This is a genomic window from Mesorhizobium sp. WSM4832 (assembly GCF_055811115.1).
Window position 1 is genome coordinate 1 of record NZ_JBVVQH010000027.1, and the last position, 13,687, is coordinate 13,687.

Genomic DNA, 13,687 nt, shown 5'->3' on the forward strand with positions numbered 1-13,687 from the left:
GCCGCCGCCTCCGCCGCCTCCGCCACCACTACCATTTCCTCCGCCCGCGGTGGGAAAGAGCGGCGTCGCTTTGCGACCAGTTTTCGCAGGGTCGCTCTCGTTCGTCGCGGTAGTTTTCCTTTCAGTAAGCATCCTTAGCGGAGCCGCAGCGCGGACAATCTTTCGTGGTAACTTGGCACTTGGTCGCGCTGCCCGTGCTTTATCGGCAATGTGCTTGGCGCGCACCGCATCCATCAGCGGATCAGTCTGAATCACGAGGAATGCGAGTTGCTCGCGTGTCAGATAGCCAGTTTGCGGCAGTCCGTTCTTCTCCTGCCAAACGCTAAGCGCCTGTCGTGTCTTGGGACCGATGTTGCCGTCAACCTGGCCGAGTTCGTTGCCTAATGCTTCAATGCGAAGTTGAAGGTCAATACGAGCGTCACGATCGAGCCCGATAGCGTTTTCCGTTGTTCCATTGCCTGAGGTCTTCCTCATGTCGTCTGTGATACCGACAGAAGAGCGAACACCCGGACCGACAGTTGCGCCATTCGTGTCGAGTGCGGCAATCCTCTGGTCTTGCGAATTGGGCTCCTTCAGTCGCGCTATGTTGAGCCGCGCCACTGTGGCAAAGCGACCTTTAGGAAACTGTTCGAGATAGGCCTCGTAGAAAGAAATGGAGTTTCTCCTCGACGCCTCATCCCACAGTCGCGGTTCAATTTCCCGGGACATCGGGTCAGCTGTCGCGGCCATAGTTGCACTAGGTGCTTCGCCCACCGGTTGGATCGGTGGCTCCGCCGATTTGCCTAGGAAAACTTCGCGTCCGAGAGACGCGTTGTGCCAAGGCCTCTGCCGGCCTTGCGTGGCTTCCGTCACCTCGCCACGCACGCGCGTGAGCGCACTCTGGATTTCGACTCCAGGTTCGGTCAGGTGTTTAGCGAGAGCCAGCGAGTATGGGCTGTCGACGCCGTCACCGTCAAAGGCGATGGCACCGGGATCCGTTGCATAGGCGATGAGCACGCCGCCCGTGCCGATGCCGTCCGCTTTCGCCTCGACCGGCGCTAGGCCTGCTCCAAGCGAGCGGCTCTTCGGCAGTGAGGCGGCTAGCGTCCTTGCCAGCGGATTGTCGCGGCAGGCATCGAGAATGATAACGCCGACGGCAGGATCAGGCGGCAGCGACGCCATGAATTCGTCAATCTGGACGGTGCGGGTCTTGAGATAGATTGGCGAGGTCAGTTCGGCATCAACCGGGATCAGGTAGTTCTTGCCGTCAACCTGCATGCCGTGGCCGGCATAAAAGATCACGGCGAGCTCGGCATTGTAAGATTTCTCGGTGAACTGGGTGATCAGAGTATGCATACCGGCATTGTCCTGATCGACCCCCTCGATCACATCGAACCCGGCGTTGCGCAGGGTGGATGCGATTAGATGCGCGTCATTGGCTGGATTGGAAAGAGCGACCGCGTTGACGTATTTGCTGTTCCCGATGACCAGCGCAACGCGGTTGGCCGCAAGGGCACCCGCCTGCAGCAAATCTGCTGCAGCGAGAAAGAACAATCCAATGGCGCTTGCCCAGATTCTCATTGCCCTGACTTAGTGAAGTCTCGGCTTAGCTACATTTACCGCAAGGGGCAGGCTTCGTATATGAAATTTCCCGCATTCGCGCGTCGCTTGCCAGTCCATACGCAGACGCTACTCGGCCAAGCAAAAGAGAATTCGGCAAAAGATCGACAAGGGTTGCGGCAACCAGCTTGATGTCGTCATCTAGCGAAGCTCGGGCTGCTGCGGTGATCTGGCGACGCGCAATGTTCTCGAATATCGTGGTCCTTCGAACGATAGTCGCGCATCAGGACGCTGCGCTTGTCGGCAATAATGCGGTTGATTGAAATCCGCTGGCAGCAAGCACTTCAAGGGGGGGCATAGGCATGTCAGAAATGGAATATGCACTCGGTCACACCGAGGACGAGTTGAGTCGGCTCGCAACTCAGGCACGACTGATCGACCCTATTACGCGACGCTTTTTTCAGGCTGCGGGTGTCACCGAGGGTATGAGCGTTCTTGACGTCGGCAGCGGGGCTGGCGATGTGGCAATACTCTGCGCCGACCTTGTTGGACCAAAGGGAAGGGTGATTGGCACTGACCTTGCGCAGAGCGCGATCAAGACGGCCAGAAAGCGTGCCGCGGGACTCTCGCACGTTTCGTTCAGGCACGGTGACCCGGCCGCGATGAGCTTTGACGTTCCGTTTGATGCAGTGGTGGGACGCTATGTCCTGCAGTTCATTTCCAGTCCGACCGAAGCGCTACAGCGAATTGTGCGCCATGTGCGAGTTGGAGGCATCGTTGCCTTCCATGAACTCGACTGGGATGGCGCCAGATCTTGGCCAATCTCAGCCACCTACGATCGACTCTGTAGCTGGCTCAGCCGAACGATCGAGGCATCCGGCGCACAGGTGCATCTGGGAGCCGAACTGGCGACGATTTTCAAAACCGCCGGCCTTGCTTCCACAACAGCGCGCCTTGAATCTGTAATTGCGTCAGGGTCGGCGGCGCTAGACACTGTGAATCTCGTGGTGGACCTCGCAAAGACCTTAATGCCGAGGATGGAAAGCCTTGGAATTGCCTCGGCTTCACAGCTTGGCTTGGAGACCCTGGCCACTCGGATTCTATCTGAAGTTGGCAGCGCAGGCACCTTGATAGGACGAGCCGAGGTCGGCTGTTGGGGCACCAACCCTGACTAAGACGCCACGCCTTTGCCCGGCTCCGGAATGACGCCGATCACCCTTCGGGAAGGCCGGCGAGGCGTAACCCATCAGGATAGCGGCCATGCGGCTCAATCGTCTTGAGCTTTCCGAGAGCGGTGCGCGTCCTCCATCCGGCCCGAGATGGGCGTTTGCCGCGATCAATATCCAGAAGGTGGCATCAAAGTTCGGATTTACGGCGAGCGAGCAGCCCAGGCAAACGCCGTCTCATCCGGCGGTCTCAGTTTCGCATGACCGCGGTTTATACAATAGATCTCGATACGTGCCGTTTATGGACGGAAACCAGCTAATCCTTCAGTCCCGCTTGGCGTAGCAACTTAATGAGGTGATCGACGTCGCGACGGCGACGAAATCGCGATCTTGTCTGATAGACCGCGATGCTCACAAGCGCAGGGTCGGACTTTGCCAGCGTCTCGAACTTCTGCCGCGCCTCTGTAAGCTGGCCGAAACGCACGAGGCAGAGAATTTCGGCTTCATGAGTCGCCAGAAAGGTTGGAGCGAGCCGCCTTGCCCGCTGCACCCAGACCCATGCCTCATCGTGCTTCTCCAGCATGATCAACGTCCAACCGATTCCGAGCGGCGCTAGAAAGTCATAAGGCTCGTATGGATTAAGTCGAATGGACCGCTCAAAACACAGCTTAGCTGTAGCGTGCTCGCCAGCCCAGAGGTTAGCGAAGGCAGACCAAAGCCAGGCGCGCGAATTGTTCGGATTGATCCGAACTGCTTGGTCGATCAACGAGGCGCCACGTTCAAATTGCCCAGCGAGATGCATAAGCACAAATCCGGCGCAACCGAGCGTGTGCGCATCGAACCTGTTGAGTTCGACGGATCTGGTCGCCAATTCGACAGCGCACGCGACATCCTGCTCCGCCAATTGCCATCCTGAGGCCCGCCGCACCGCATAGCACATTGCTGCCATGGCGTAGGCGTAAGCAAAGTTAGGGTCGAGGCCGATGGCTCTCTGGAAGAATTCAACTGCTTGGCTATTGGTCTCGTCCGTCCCCGTGTTGAAACGATCGAGCCCGCGCAGGTAGTAGTCATAGGCCAGGAGGTTTTCTGTCTTGCGCATGGACTGGGCGATCTCGGCCTGTTCGAGCTTCGGCGCGATCACACCTACGACCTGTTCGGTGACCTTGTCCTGTAACTCGAAGACATCTTCCATCGCCCCTTCGAAGCGATCGGCCCACAAATGCGCATGGGTCGAGGCTTCGATCAGCTGCCCGGTGATGCGCAGGCGACCGCCCGCCTTTCGAACGCTTCCCTCAAGCAGGTAGCGCACGCCAAGTTCTTGTCCGACCTGCTTCATGTCAACGGCACGGCCTTTATATGTGAAGCAGGAATTCCGTGCGATCACCAGAAGCGAAGGCCACTTCGACAGCGCGGTGATGATTTCCTCGGTGATCCCATCGACAAGATACTCCTGCTCAGGGTCGTCGCTCATGTTCGTAAAAGGCAACACCGCGATAGACGGCCTATCGGACGCCTCGTGTTCCAAATCAGGCTCCGAACTTCTCGAATAGGAGGTGCGCGCTCCGGTAGCGACTGGGCCGACAAAGCGATAACCACGGCGGGGCATGGTCTCGATCCACTCCGCCGAACCCGGCTCGCAGGCCAAGGCGCGGCGAAGCGCGGCGATTTGCACGGTCAGGTTGTTGTCTGCGATCGCAAGTCCGGGCCATGCTGCTTCGATTAGTGCTTCCTTGGAAACTGGTATTCCCGGATGCTCCAATAGGAGCTTGAGCAGTGCGACCGCACGCTGCCCCAGCATTGTGGGCTGGGCGCCGTGAAACAAAACCCTCGCCTCCGCATCGAGGCTGAATTCACCGAAGTTATACTTAGTGGCCATGAGTTAGGCAGCGTTGGCTAGGGACTATTTAGCAACATTTTAGCAACGGTTTCACGACTTTACGGGACGGACACCTCATCCTCCCACCCTTCAAAGATACGGCCCGCAATAATGCGCCGCACCATGGAAGTCCAGGAATGACCGCGAGAACGATTATCTGGATGCCGGGTCAAGGCAAGGAAGTCAGATTGTCGGGTCATCCCCTTGCTTGCCCTGTGACCGGAGACGATACCAAGCACACGTCTATGTTCGAGTGGACCATTCCGTCCCACTCTTCTACCGGACCTCATCTTCGCCGCGTTCTGGGAAAGAAGCAACTGCTGCTTTCACTTGGCCATAGCAGTTCTAGTCCAGGCGAACGGTAGATGTCAAAGCTCAATGCCAATCTTCTGCTTCTGTTCGCTGCCGCCCTGTGGGGCTTCGGCAACGTCCCGCAGAAGACGGTGCTCGATCATCTCGATCCGCTGAGCGCAGTCGGCATGCGTTGTCTGATTGGCGGGCTGCTGGTGCTGCCGCTGATGTTTCGTGAAGGACGGATGGCGACGGCCCGCATGCCAGCCGACGGGTTTCGCGCTAGCCTGGCAAGGGTCGTCGCGCTGTTTACGGTTTCGATCACGCTGCAGCAGATCGGCTATATCGGCACTTCGGTAACCAACGCCAGTTTCCTGATCGCCACGGCGACGGTGATGACGCCGATGGCCGCCTGGTTGCTCATCGGCGAACGCGCGACGGCAGCCGTCGGGCTTGCTGCATGCCTCAGCTTGGCCGGCGCGCTGCTTCTGGCCGGCGGCATCACAAACTTCGGCCATGGAGACATGGCGTTATTGCTGTCGGCCGCCTGCTACGCACTGTGGACAGCCGAGCTAGGCCGTCATGTGCAAACTCACGGCTGCCCGTTCACCACCATGGCGGCACAGTTTCTTGGCGCAGCCGTGATCGCGCTGCCGCTCGGTATGCTGCACGGCAATCTGTCGGCCGCCACGGCAGTTGGCGCCTGGCCGCAATTGCTGATGTTGGGCGTATTTTCGACCGCCGCCCCCTTCGGCATCCAGACTGTCGCCCAGCGCTTCACCTCGGCCAGTCATGTCGCGGTGATCGTCAGCGCTGAAAGCATTTTCGGCGCGCTTGGCGCCGCGCTTTTCCTCGGCGAACGCATTTCGTCCATCGGCGCGTTCGGCGCGACGATGATGCTCGGCGCCATTCTCTTTCTCACGCTGTCCGCCGGGGCGGGCAAGTCGGCCGAGACGGCCGTCACACCTCTGGAGGACACGCCATGAGCATTGTCGCCGCGAGCGGATTCCAAGCCGGCCTTGCGCTCGGCATGGCCTCGATGGCCTCGGTCGGGCCGAATAACCTGATGATGATCAGGGAAGGCCTGTTGCGCGGACGCGTGATGTTCGTCGCCAGCCTGGTCTGGGGAACCTATGTCGCCTTGATCGCGGCCTCCTATCTGCTCGGCGGATCGATCGCCGGCGTCGACCCGGCATTCAGGACAGCCCTTTCCTGGCTCGGACTGACGGCCGTCGCGTGGTTTGCGCTGCAATCCTTTCGTGCCGCATCGGTCGCCTGCCGCATCGAGGATCGCTCCAGCAAGGACGAGACCGACCGCTCGTGCCTCGCCCGCGTCATGGGCGTGGTGTGGATGAACCCGTTGACCTATGTCGAATTGTTGCTCGTCCCGGCCGCGCTCGGCCAGTCCTTCGCGGCCGGTGGCGCACGGCTGGAATTCGTCATGGCGCTGATTTTGATGGCGGCGCTGTGCTGCTACGGCTACGCGCTCGGCGGCGGCATGCTGGCCTCGCTCCTGCGCAGCCGCACGAATCTGCGCATTTTCGATCTGATCTCCGGCGTGATCCTTACCGGCGTTGCGCTGACGATGGCGGCTGGGCTCGCCGCGCAATGACGTCGCGAGCACTTCGGCGACTGCAAAAACAATCCGTAAGCCCGCCTCCGCCAAACCTTCGTTCCAACCTTCAAGGAGATCCGGCATGAAGCGGTTCACCGAGTTCAGGGGCGCCATCACCCGCATCGACTATGACGCCGAGCACTGCACCTTCGTCAGCGTCGTAGAACTCCATCCATTCCTCGCCGGCGCGCCAACGGGCGACGACCCCGACGGCCACACCCGGCAGGCCAGGATTCCCGCGCCAGCCCAACCAGCCGGAAGCCGAGAGGCCGAGCCCCATGACGGCCGGGCGTGCACCCAACATGGATCAGCGGGAGCACCCGAGCAATCGCCTGAGGTGGCGCTTATCACCTGAGACCGCCGGTTGATGCAGGCCTGACGCCCGAAAAGGAGGAACGCAGCCATGACCACGCTATTGTCGCCTGTCTCGAGGCAGGACCGCCTTGATCGCCCGAGCCTCGCGGATCGTGTGTCCTTCGAGCCCTCCATGCCCGGCCTGACGCATGTGCGCATGAAGCCTGCGCGCTCGGGTCGGGCAGCCGCCGCGCTCGCAAAACTGGCGACCGCGATCCGAGGGCGCATGGCCGGCCCGGGTGGCTACTACAACCTCGGCAACGCGCTCGGGCTGGTGATCGGCATCGCAATCCAGCTCGCCGACGCTCAGGGAGCTGGCATGCGCGGCGGCGCCGCGTTGTTCGACTATCTCGCTGGCAGCAGCGGTGCCATGGCGCTGACGCTAGCGACGCTCGTCTTCTTCTGCAGCGGCGAAGCCTATCACCGCGCCTGGGCCGGCCCCGATGGCCCCGACCCGGCGCTCAATCGTATCGGCGATCTCCTGTCGGGCATCGGGGCAATCGGCCTCGGCGTCGCTTTGTTTCTTTTCGGCCAGCCATTGCTGGCGGCGACCGCCGGGCTGCTACATGCGCTGGGCAAGTTCGGCAGCGCCGCGCACCGGCCCGGCGCTGTCTTCTCCGGTTGGCCGGCCAGTTGGCCAGACCCGTTCCGCAGCGTGGTGCTGGGCAGTCGCCTGCCAGCGATGATGGCGGCCACGCTTTCCGCCATCACCGCTCTGCCGCTGGTGTGGTCAGGCAGTTCCCTTGCTCTTGTCGTAACGCCGCTGACGCTGCTCGCCTGTTACCTGCTCTGGGCCTGGGCCGATCTGCTCCTGTTCGCGAATAACGCCGCGGAAATCGGAAATACATCGACGAAGTGAGTGGAGACAGTAGCCATGTTCGGAAGTTTCAACGACGACGACAGCGCCCCTTCCCTCGAAAGGCTGCTTTATCCCACCCAGACCCGCATCGGCACCATCTACGCGTTCGCCGGCGCCAGGACCGGCAATGATCCTCGCCTTGCACAAGCCGCCACGGCGCTCGGCAGTTGCATAGGAACGGCCGGCATCCGCCTTGTCTATGGTGGCGGAAGCGAAGGCTTGATGGGCGCGGTCGCTGCAGCAGCCGCCGATGCCGGCGGCGAGGTGATCGCAGTCGCGCCGCAGTTTCTTCTGGAGCGAATGCGCATGCCGAATGGCATTACTCAGATCATTGCCGTTCCCGACATGCATATGCGCAAGCGGCTGATGTTCGACTATGCGGATGCCTTTGTCGCGATGCCGGGCGGGATCGGGACAATCGAGGAACTGGCTGAAGTTATGACGTGGCGCAAGCTCGACCGGCACCAGAAGCCGATCCTGATCGCCAATTTCCACGACTTCTGGTCGCCTTGGCTGGACCTTCTCGACCACCTGGAGGAAGCAGGGTTCCTGAGCGGCCAAGTTTCGACGGCGTGCCTTGTCGCCGACATGCCAGACGTCATCCTGCCGATGCTGCAGCGTGGCGTATGCTTCACGCAGGTGTCGCCGTGGCAACGGGGACGTCCTTCCGGCGATCCAGCCGAGGCGCCTATCCCGGCACGCGTCACTGTGCATAGAAACCAAGCGGCTGGACCATCGACATGAAAGCCCGATACAAAGCGTAGCGGACCAAGTCACCGTTCGGATCCGGGAGCCGGAGGGAAAATGAACAATGCCTCGAACCTGGAACAAATAACGTCAGCTGGGCACAAACTTAGTGCCGGTCGACATCTCGATGTTCACTATATGGCGCTAAAGGATGAGTATGATGCCACTCTTCGCGCCGCCGGCATGCAACCCGGCTGGTCAGTGCTTGACGCAGGCGCAGGCAATGGGGTCTTCCTGCCTCTGATGGCGGAAATGCTGGGTGTCGAGGGACATATCGAGGCTCTGGATCTGGCGCGGGAAAATGTCGAGGCGATCGAAAGCTTGGTTGCAAGCCAGCAGTTTGCCTGCCCGATAAGCGCGCGAACCGGCAACATCACCAAGCTGCCGTATGAGACGGGCACGTTCGATGCGGTTTGGAGCGCGAATGTCAGCCAGTATCTGACTGACGAAGTGCTCGCCCAAACAATCAAGGAGTTCTGCCGCGTCGTGAAACCGGGCGGGCTTGTTGCCGTGAAGGAGGTCGACATCTCGGTTTGGCAGTTTCAGCCGCTGGATCCCAAACTGACGTGGCGTCTGCTAGATGCACTATCAGGTGATACACAGATCTCCGGCGCCATGAGGGCAACACGGTTGTCAGCCTGGTTTCGAGCGGCGGGCCTTGAGAACGTCTCTGCCGTGACCACGCTGGCAGAGCGCCGTCAGCCGCTCAGACCTGTGGAGTGCGAATACATCCGCAACAATCTCGAATTCTTGTCCGGGCTCTCCCGATCGTGCGACCTGCCAGAGGCGGATCATCAACAATGGAACGCGATCGGTCAGGATCCGGAGCGCCTAATCTCTAACCCCAACTTCTGCTATCGGGAAATGTGGGTGCTCAGCTTGGGTATTGTGCCGAAATGCTAAAAGTCTTCCGGGACATTTTGCAGGACGATCATAGCGGCTGGGAAGGCGATGTGCCTTCCTTAGTCGCCTTCCAGCCGGCGAATGCGTCATGCTCCCGAAACGTGGCAATCCGCGGGGCTAGGCCGCTCTCGACGCTACAACGGCGTTGACCGCCCAAGAGTGCCTGCTGAGCTGGATCGGTTTTCAGCATAATATCAGCGTCCGTTCAGGACGCAGCTGGCAAGCGCTGCGATGCTCTCTGGAGACAACCCGATGAGCAGCCATGAACATCGCCCTTACCGAAGACCTCCTCGCCAAAATCGATCGCACGATCGAGGACGCCGGCCCCGCGCCCGAATTGCGGAACCTGGAGGATCGTGACTATCTCGAGATCCGGATGCGGCTGCTTGCCGGCCGATCTTGCGGCGCCGACATCTGGGTGTTCGCCTATGGCTCGCTGCTGTGGAACCCTTGCTTCCAATTCATCGAGGAACGGCCAGCGACCGTTTACGGGTGGCATCGGCGATTTTCATTGTGGCTGACCCGGTGGCGCGGCACACGCGAGCGGCCAGGCCTGATGCTCGCACTCGACCGTGGCGGCAGTTGCCGCGGTGTCGCTTACCGCATCTCCGACCACGATGCCGGAACTGCGATCGACCGACTGCTGCGTCGTGAGATGTCGGCCAACCCGCCTACCAACGTTCCGCGCTGGGTTTCAGTGCGAAGCGCGGGCGGAAATTTGCCGGCCATTGCCTTCGTAGCCGACCGGAGTGGTCCCGGCTATGCGGCAGCCCTGCCGGAGCAGACCACGGTCGAAATCCTGTCGCTAGCCGTCGGCCATATCGGCAGTTGTGCCGACTATCTGCGCAAGACGGTCCTTCAACTCGAAGCCCGCAACATCCGCGATGCAACATTGTGGCGGCTACAGGGCAAGGTCGCCGCCTACCTGGCGTCTCTGCAATCCAACACGCCCTTGCCACCACCGACCCAGGAGATCCATCATGCTTGCGAAGGTTGAAGCCCCGTTCCTTCCCTCAATCCTGGCCCAGGAAGCGGTGCATCGAATTCTCTCGACGGGGAGTGCCGAATTCTGCGGCAGCGAAACGGCGCAGATGCTGCACTATCTCGACGCCCTGACGCCCCGCTGCCCGACAATGCCCTCCGGCGGAGCGTCACCGGGTCTCTGGCAGCGGCTTAGCAGGCGCTTTCAGGCCAGCTTCTCTCGAGCCGCCTTCTTCCGGACTTGACCTTTATCGGCTTCTGCGGCTCCGATGATCACTGCGCAATCAGGCGCAGCGGTGCAGGGGCTTGGCACAACAGATCGGCAGCGCGGTTCTCGATCTTGAGCGCGGCACGTTGCGGCGTGACGGGGAAATCGTGCCGGTCAGGCCAAAGACCTTCGACCTGTTGGCCTTTCTTGTCCGCAACCCCGGCCGCGTTCTGAGCAAGGACGAACTGTTCGAGGCGGTCTGGCCGCGCACCACGGTCACCGAGGATTCGCTCACCCAGTGTATTCGCGACGTGCGCAAATGCATCGGCGACGAGACGCAAGCGCTGGTTCGAACCGTCCCCCGGCGCGGTTACCTGTTCCAGCCTGCGGACGACACCGAGGCTGTTCCGCTGGCGTCGGCGGCTGTGGTTGGTCCGGCCGGACGAACTCCCGAACCAATGGTCGCCATCCTGCCGTTTCGCGTCAGCATTGAAGATGCAACGGCAAAGTCGCTGTTCGATGGCGCGGTCGAGGAGATCATCAACGCGCTCTCCTACTTCAAGACCATCGCAGTGTTGGCGCGCCATTCTGCTTTCGCGCTTGCCCAGCACTCCGAGCAGGACGTCTGGGCGACGGCTCAGCGTCTGGGAGTCGACTACGTGGCGGAAGGCACAGTTGAAAACGCTGCCGATGGCTACAGCGCGCGCGTTGCCCTGTCCGAAACCGCATCCGGCCGGAGAATCTGGGCGCAGACATTCTCATTCAAGACGAGCGAGATCTTCGATTTTCAAAAAACGGTGGCACAACGGATCGCGATGGCGGTGGTCGCCAAGATCGAGATCGCGGCTATGCGGCGCATGTCGCCCGCGCCCGCCGCCAATATAGAGGCCTATGTTCACATCCTGCGCGGCATGGCGCTTTTGCGCAGCTATGGCGAGGGCGTAAACCATCAAGCACGTGCACATCTCCTCAAAGCGCTGGAACTCGACCCCGATTCGGGGCTAGCCCACGCCTATCTCGCTCTCGCGGACACGATCATCGGTGGATATACCAGCGCGCCGCGGTCCGTGCTCGACCAGGCTCGCGACCGCGCTCTTCACGCCATGGCCCTCAGTCCCGACGAGGCACGATGCCACCGGATTTTGGCTTTGATCCTGCTTTACCAGAATGATTTCGAGGCTGCGGGTCGGCATTTCGCCCAGGCGTTGGACCTCAATCCTTATGACGCGGACACATTGGCACAAACCGGCTTTTTCCATGCACTGCGTGGCGATGCCGAGGCCGGTCTAATGCTTCTCGATCAGGCGATCCAACTCAATCCAATGCACCCGGCTTGGTATTATTTCGATAGGGGCGAGGCGCTGCTTGGCCTCGGTCGACATCGAGAAGCGGCTGCATCCTTCTCCTGTCTGCCACTCAAAAGCGCATGGCATTGGGCTCGGCTCGCGGCATGTTATGCCCTCGACGGCGACATCGACCGGGCGCGCTCCTGCGTCACGGAGGGACGGCACATCGATCCCGGCTTGACCATCCAGGCGATTGTTGAAGACCTTCGCCTGGAGCGCCTCGAGGATCGGGAGCGAATACGGACCGGGCTCAGTCTTGCCGGCTGGGACGCCAACGAGATAATCAAGTGACCTTTGCTTGAGAGTTCTTACCGACAGCGGCGCACAATACCCATTGCCGACTGATCGACTTTGCCAGTGAAACGACTCGCTTTTTGTCCCGTTCTCGGCTTCACTGAAGAGGGAGGGGCTAGAAAGATGAAACCAACATATAATCACCCTTTTTTAAAGCAATTTTGCGCATCCATCTTCTGGGTTGTGCTGTTGATTTCTGGCTGCGCAACCCCTTACATCCCCCCGAAGGTTGAAGAGCCTGGCTTGGCGAATGCATCCAGCTTTGGTGGCATTATGAGCTTTGCCAAGCAAGAAGACCTGCGGGTCGTTTGGGTGCATGGGATGTGCACTCACGAAGAAGACTGGGCAGATAATCGTCATGCCCTTCTCCAACAAGCAATCCCAATTGGGTCGTCTAGCCAAAATACTGTGTATGGCCCAGAGCGCGCCGCGCGCGTCACCTTCAACCACAGCGTGAACGGCCATGCACTCGAACTCCGTTTTCTCGTCTGGTCACCCCTCGCCGCCGGTGCAAAAATCGCCATCGGGCTGGATCACAACGATGAACTAAAGCGCGCCAGCCTGAACAGGGATCTCAAAAAAGGGCTGATCGACGACTGTTTCTCCGACGCCGTGATCTACACGGGCACAGCGGGCAACCCGACCAGGTCCTGGATGCGTTCCGAAGTTTGTGACGCTCTGGGTGGCAATATTTCAGCCGCGGGCCGCTGCCTGATCGATGACAGCAAGCCGCGGCGAAAGACCATCTTGGTCGCTGAAAGCTTGGGCAGCAAGATCCTCTCCGATGCGGTTGTCTCGATATGGCAAACCGCGCCGGCATCGGAACAGTGGCGGATTGCCCAGCGCCTTGGCGATGTCCAAATGGTCTTCCTACTGGCAAACCAGATTCCTCTCCTGAACGCCGCAACCTACTCTCCAGGCGCAGCCGGGATTGCAGCTGGCACATCGGCGGATCGAGCCCGCGGATCGCTCCTTGACGTGTTCGCTAGCACACGAGCTCGAAAGACTATGGCGTTTACCGCAGAGCCATCCGGGCCAATCCGCTTTGTCGCTTTCACTGATCCGAATGACCTACTGAGCTATCGACTGTTTCCGAAAGCCTACCTGCCGGCGGACATGAAGATTACCAACGTGATTGTCTCAAACGATCAGACATACCTCGGGCTGTTGGAGCGTCCGGACACGGCTCACTGCGGTTACGGGTGGAACCCTGCGGTGATAGCGACGGTCGCCCAGGGCTATGACGGCAGGCACCTGGGATCGACCCCGGTGAATGTCCCGCACTCTTGCGGGCTCGGGGGATAGCGCGCTGCGTAGCAATTTGAGGAACTCGGAAGGGGCGCTAACTGCGTCTCGCCAGTCGTGTCCACGGCTGACAATCCGCGTGGCTCAGGAGGCGAATTATCTGCTTTTCCTCATTTACCCTTCGTGCCTTTAGCCAGCTTGTGAGAAATTCCCATTCCGGCCGGCCTGTCAGCGCCACGGGCGCGAACCGGGTCCGTGCGGCC

At 60.5% G+C, this 13,687-nt stretch carries 13 protein-coding genes; 11 read left to right on the forward strand and 2 right to left on the reverse strand.

Going from position 1 to position 13,687, the window contains the following annotated elements; all coding sequences use genetic code 11:
- Positions 1-1,560, reverse strand: a 1,560-nt coding sequence (locus AC0L2L_RS29280) for a caspase family protein (RefSeq protein ID WP_473583350.1), incomplete at its 3' end; no start/stop codon positions are given.
- A gap of 350 nt (positions 1,561-1,910) precedes the next feature.
- On the opposite strand from AC0L2L_RS29280, the gene AC0L2L_RS29285 reads away from it, so the two are divergent.
- Positions 1,911-2,714 carry a methyltransferase domain-containing protein gene (locus AC0L2L_RS29285; protein WP_473583351.1) on the forward strand — a complete coding sequence of 268 codons (804 nt, stop codon included), beginning with the start codon at positions 1,911-1,913 and terminating at the stop codon, positions 2,712-2,714.
- 307 nt (positions 2,715-3,021) lie between these two features.
- On the opposite strand, the gene AC0L2L_RS29290 is transcribed toward AC0L2L_RS29285, so the two are convergent.
- Positions 3,022-4,581, reverse strand: a complete 1,560-nt coding sequence (locus AC0L2L_RS29290) for a winged helix-turn-helix domain-containing tetratricopeptide repeat protein (protein ID WP_473583352.1) — start codon at positions 4,579-4,581, stop codon at positions 3,022-3,024.
- Positions 4,582-4,946: 365 nt separating this feature from the next.
- On the opposite strand from AC0L2L_RS29290, the gene AC0L2L_RS29295 reads away from it, so the two are divergent.
- The 10 genes from AC0L2L_RS29295 (at position 4,947) to AC0L2L_RS29340 (ending at position 13,484) form a co-directional block, all read left to right on the forward strand.
- Complete coding sequence (locus AC0L2L_RS29295) at positions 4,947-5,858, forward strand: DMT family transporter (protein ID WP_473583353.1); 912 nt, start codon at positions 4,947-4,949, stop codon at positions 5,856-5,858.
- Entirely contained in the window at positions 5,855-6,484 is a 630-nt protein-coding gene (locus tag AC0L2L_RS29300) for a LysE family transporter (RefSeq protein ID WP_473583354.1), read from the forward strand. Before AC0L2L_RS29295 ends, AC0L2L_RS29300 begins: the two co-directional genes overlap by 4 nt.
- An 85-nt stretch (positions 6,485-6,569) precedes the next feature.
- A complete protein-coding gene (locus AC0L2L_RS29305; RefSeq protein ID WP_473583355.1) occupies positions 6,570-6,842 on the forward strand; it encodes a hypothetical protein in 273 nt (90 codons plus the stop codon).
- A gap of 48 nt (positions 6,843-6,890) precedes the next feature.
- Positions 6,891-7,700 carry a hypothetical protein gene (locus AC0L2L_RS29310; RefSeq protein ID WP_473583356.1) on the forward strand — a complete coding sequence of 270 codons (810 nt, stop codon included), beginning with the start codon at positions 6,891-6,893 and terminating at the stop codon, positions 7,698-7,700.
- A 15-nt stretch (positions 7,701-7,715) separates the two neighbouring features.
- Positions 7,716-8,444 (forward strand): LOG family protein, encoded by a 729-nt coding sequence (locus tag AC0L2L_RS29315; protein WP_473583357.1) that lies wholly within the window; start codon positions 7,716-7,718, stop codon positions 8,442-8,444.
- A 60-nt stretch (positions 8,445-8,504) separates the two neighbouring features.
- Positions 8,505-9,350, forward strand: a complete 846-nt coding sequence (locus AC0L2L_RS29320; protein ID WP_473583358.1) for a class I SAM-dependent methyltransferase — start codon at positions 8,505-8,507, stop codon at positions 9,348-9,350.
- Between the two features lie 262 nt (positions 9,351-9,612).
- Positions 9,613-10,347, forward strand: coding sequence for a gamma-glutamylcyclotransferase (locus AC0L2L_RS29325; protein WP_473583359.1), 735 nt, complete (start codon positions 9,613-9,615; stop codon positions 10,345-10,347).
- A complete protein-coding gene (locus tag AC0L2L_RS29330) occupies positions 10,331-10,576 on the forward strand; it encodes a hypothetical protein (protein WP_473583360.1) in 246 nt (81 codons plus the stop codon). The genes AC0L2L_RS29325 and AC0L2L_RS29330 overlap by 17 nt, the downstream gene beginning before the upstream one ends.
- Before the next feature lie 61 nt (positions 10,577-10,637).
- Positions 10,638-12,176, forward strand: a complete 1,539-nt coding sequence (locus AC0L2L_RS29335; protein ID WP_473583361.1) for a winged helix-turn-helix domain-containing tetratricopeptide repeat protein — start codon at positions 10,638-10,640, stop codon at positions 12,174-12,176.
- Positions 12,177-12,302: 126 nt separating this feature from the next.
- A complete protein-coding gene (locus AC0L2L_RS29340; protein ID WP_473583362.1) occupies positions 12,303-13,484 on the forward strand; it encodes a hypothetical protein in 1,182 nt (393 codons plus the stop codon).
- The last annotated feature ends 203 nt before the right edge of the window (positions 13,485-13,687 follow it).

What these genes read in the sequence shown, in the direction of transcription:
- AC0L2L_RS29285 (WP_473583351.1), top strand. Translation starts at nt 1,911, where the DNA reads ATGGAATATGCACTCGGTCACACCGAGGACGAGTTGAGTCGGCTCGCA.
- AC0L2L_RS29340 (WP_473583362.1), top strand. Translation starts at nt 12,303, where the DNA reads ATGAAACCAACATATAATCACCCTTTTTTAAAGCAATTTTGCGCATCC.
- AC0L2L_RS29325 (WP_473583359.1), top strand. Translation starts at nt 9,613, where the DNA reads ATGAACATCGCCCTTACCGAAGACCTCCTCGCCAAAATCGATCGCACG.
- AC0L2L_RS29330 (WP_473583360.1), top strand. Translation starts at nt 10,331, where the DNA reads ATGCTTGCGAAGGTTGAAGCCCCGTTCCTTCCCTCAATCCTGGCCCAG.
- AC0L2L_RS29310 (WP_473583356.1), top strand. Translation starts at nt 6,891, where the DNA reads ATGACCACGCTATTGTCGCCTGTCTCGAGGCAGGACCGCCTTGATCGC.
- AC0L2L_RS29295 (WP_473583353.1), top strand. Translation starts at nt 4,947, where the DNA reads ATGTCAAAGCTCAATGCCAATCTTCTGCTTCTGTTCGCTGCCGCCCTG.
- AC0L2L_RS29305 (WP_473583355.1), top strand. Translation starts at nt 6,570, where the DNA reads ATGAAGCGGTTCACCGAGTTCAGGGGCGCCATCACCCGCATCGACTAT.
- AC0L2L_RS29315 (WP_473583357.1), top strand. Translation starts at nt 7,716, where the DNA reads ATGTTCGGAAGTTTCAACGACGACGACAGCGCCCCTTCCCTCGAAAGG.
- AC0L2L_RS29290 (WP_473583352.1), bottom strand. Translation starts at nt 4,581, where the DNA reads ATGGCCACTAAGTATAACTTCGGTGAATTCAGCCTCGATGCGGAGGCG.
- AC0L2L_RS29300 (WP_473583354.1), top strand. Translation starts at nt 5,855, where the DNA reads ATGAGCATTGTCGCCGCGAGCGGATTCCAAGCCGGCCTTGCGCTCGGC.
- AC0L2L_RS29320 (WP_473583358.1), top strand. Translation starts at nt 8,505, where the DNA reads ATGAACAATGCCTCGAACCTGGAACAAATAACGTCAGCTGGGCACAAA.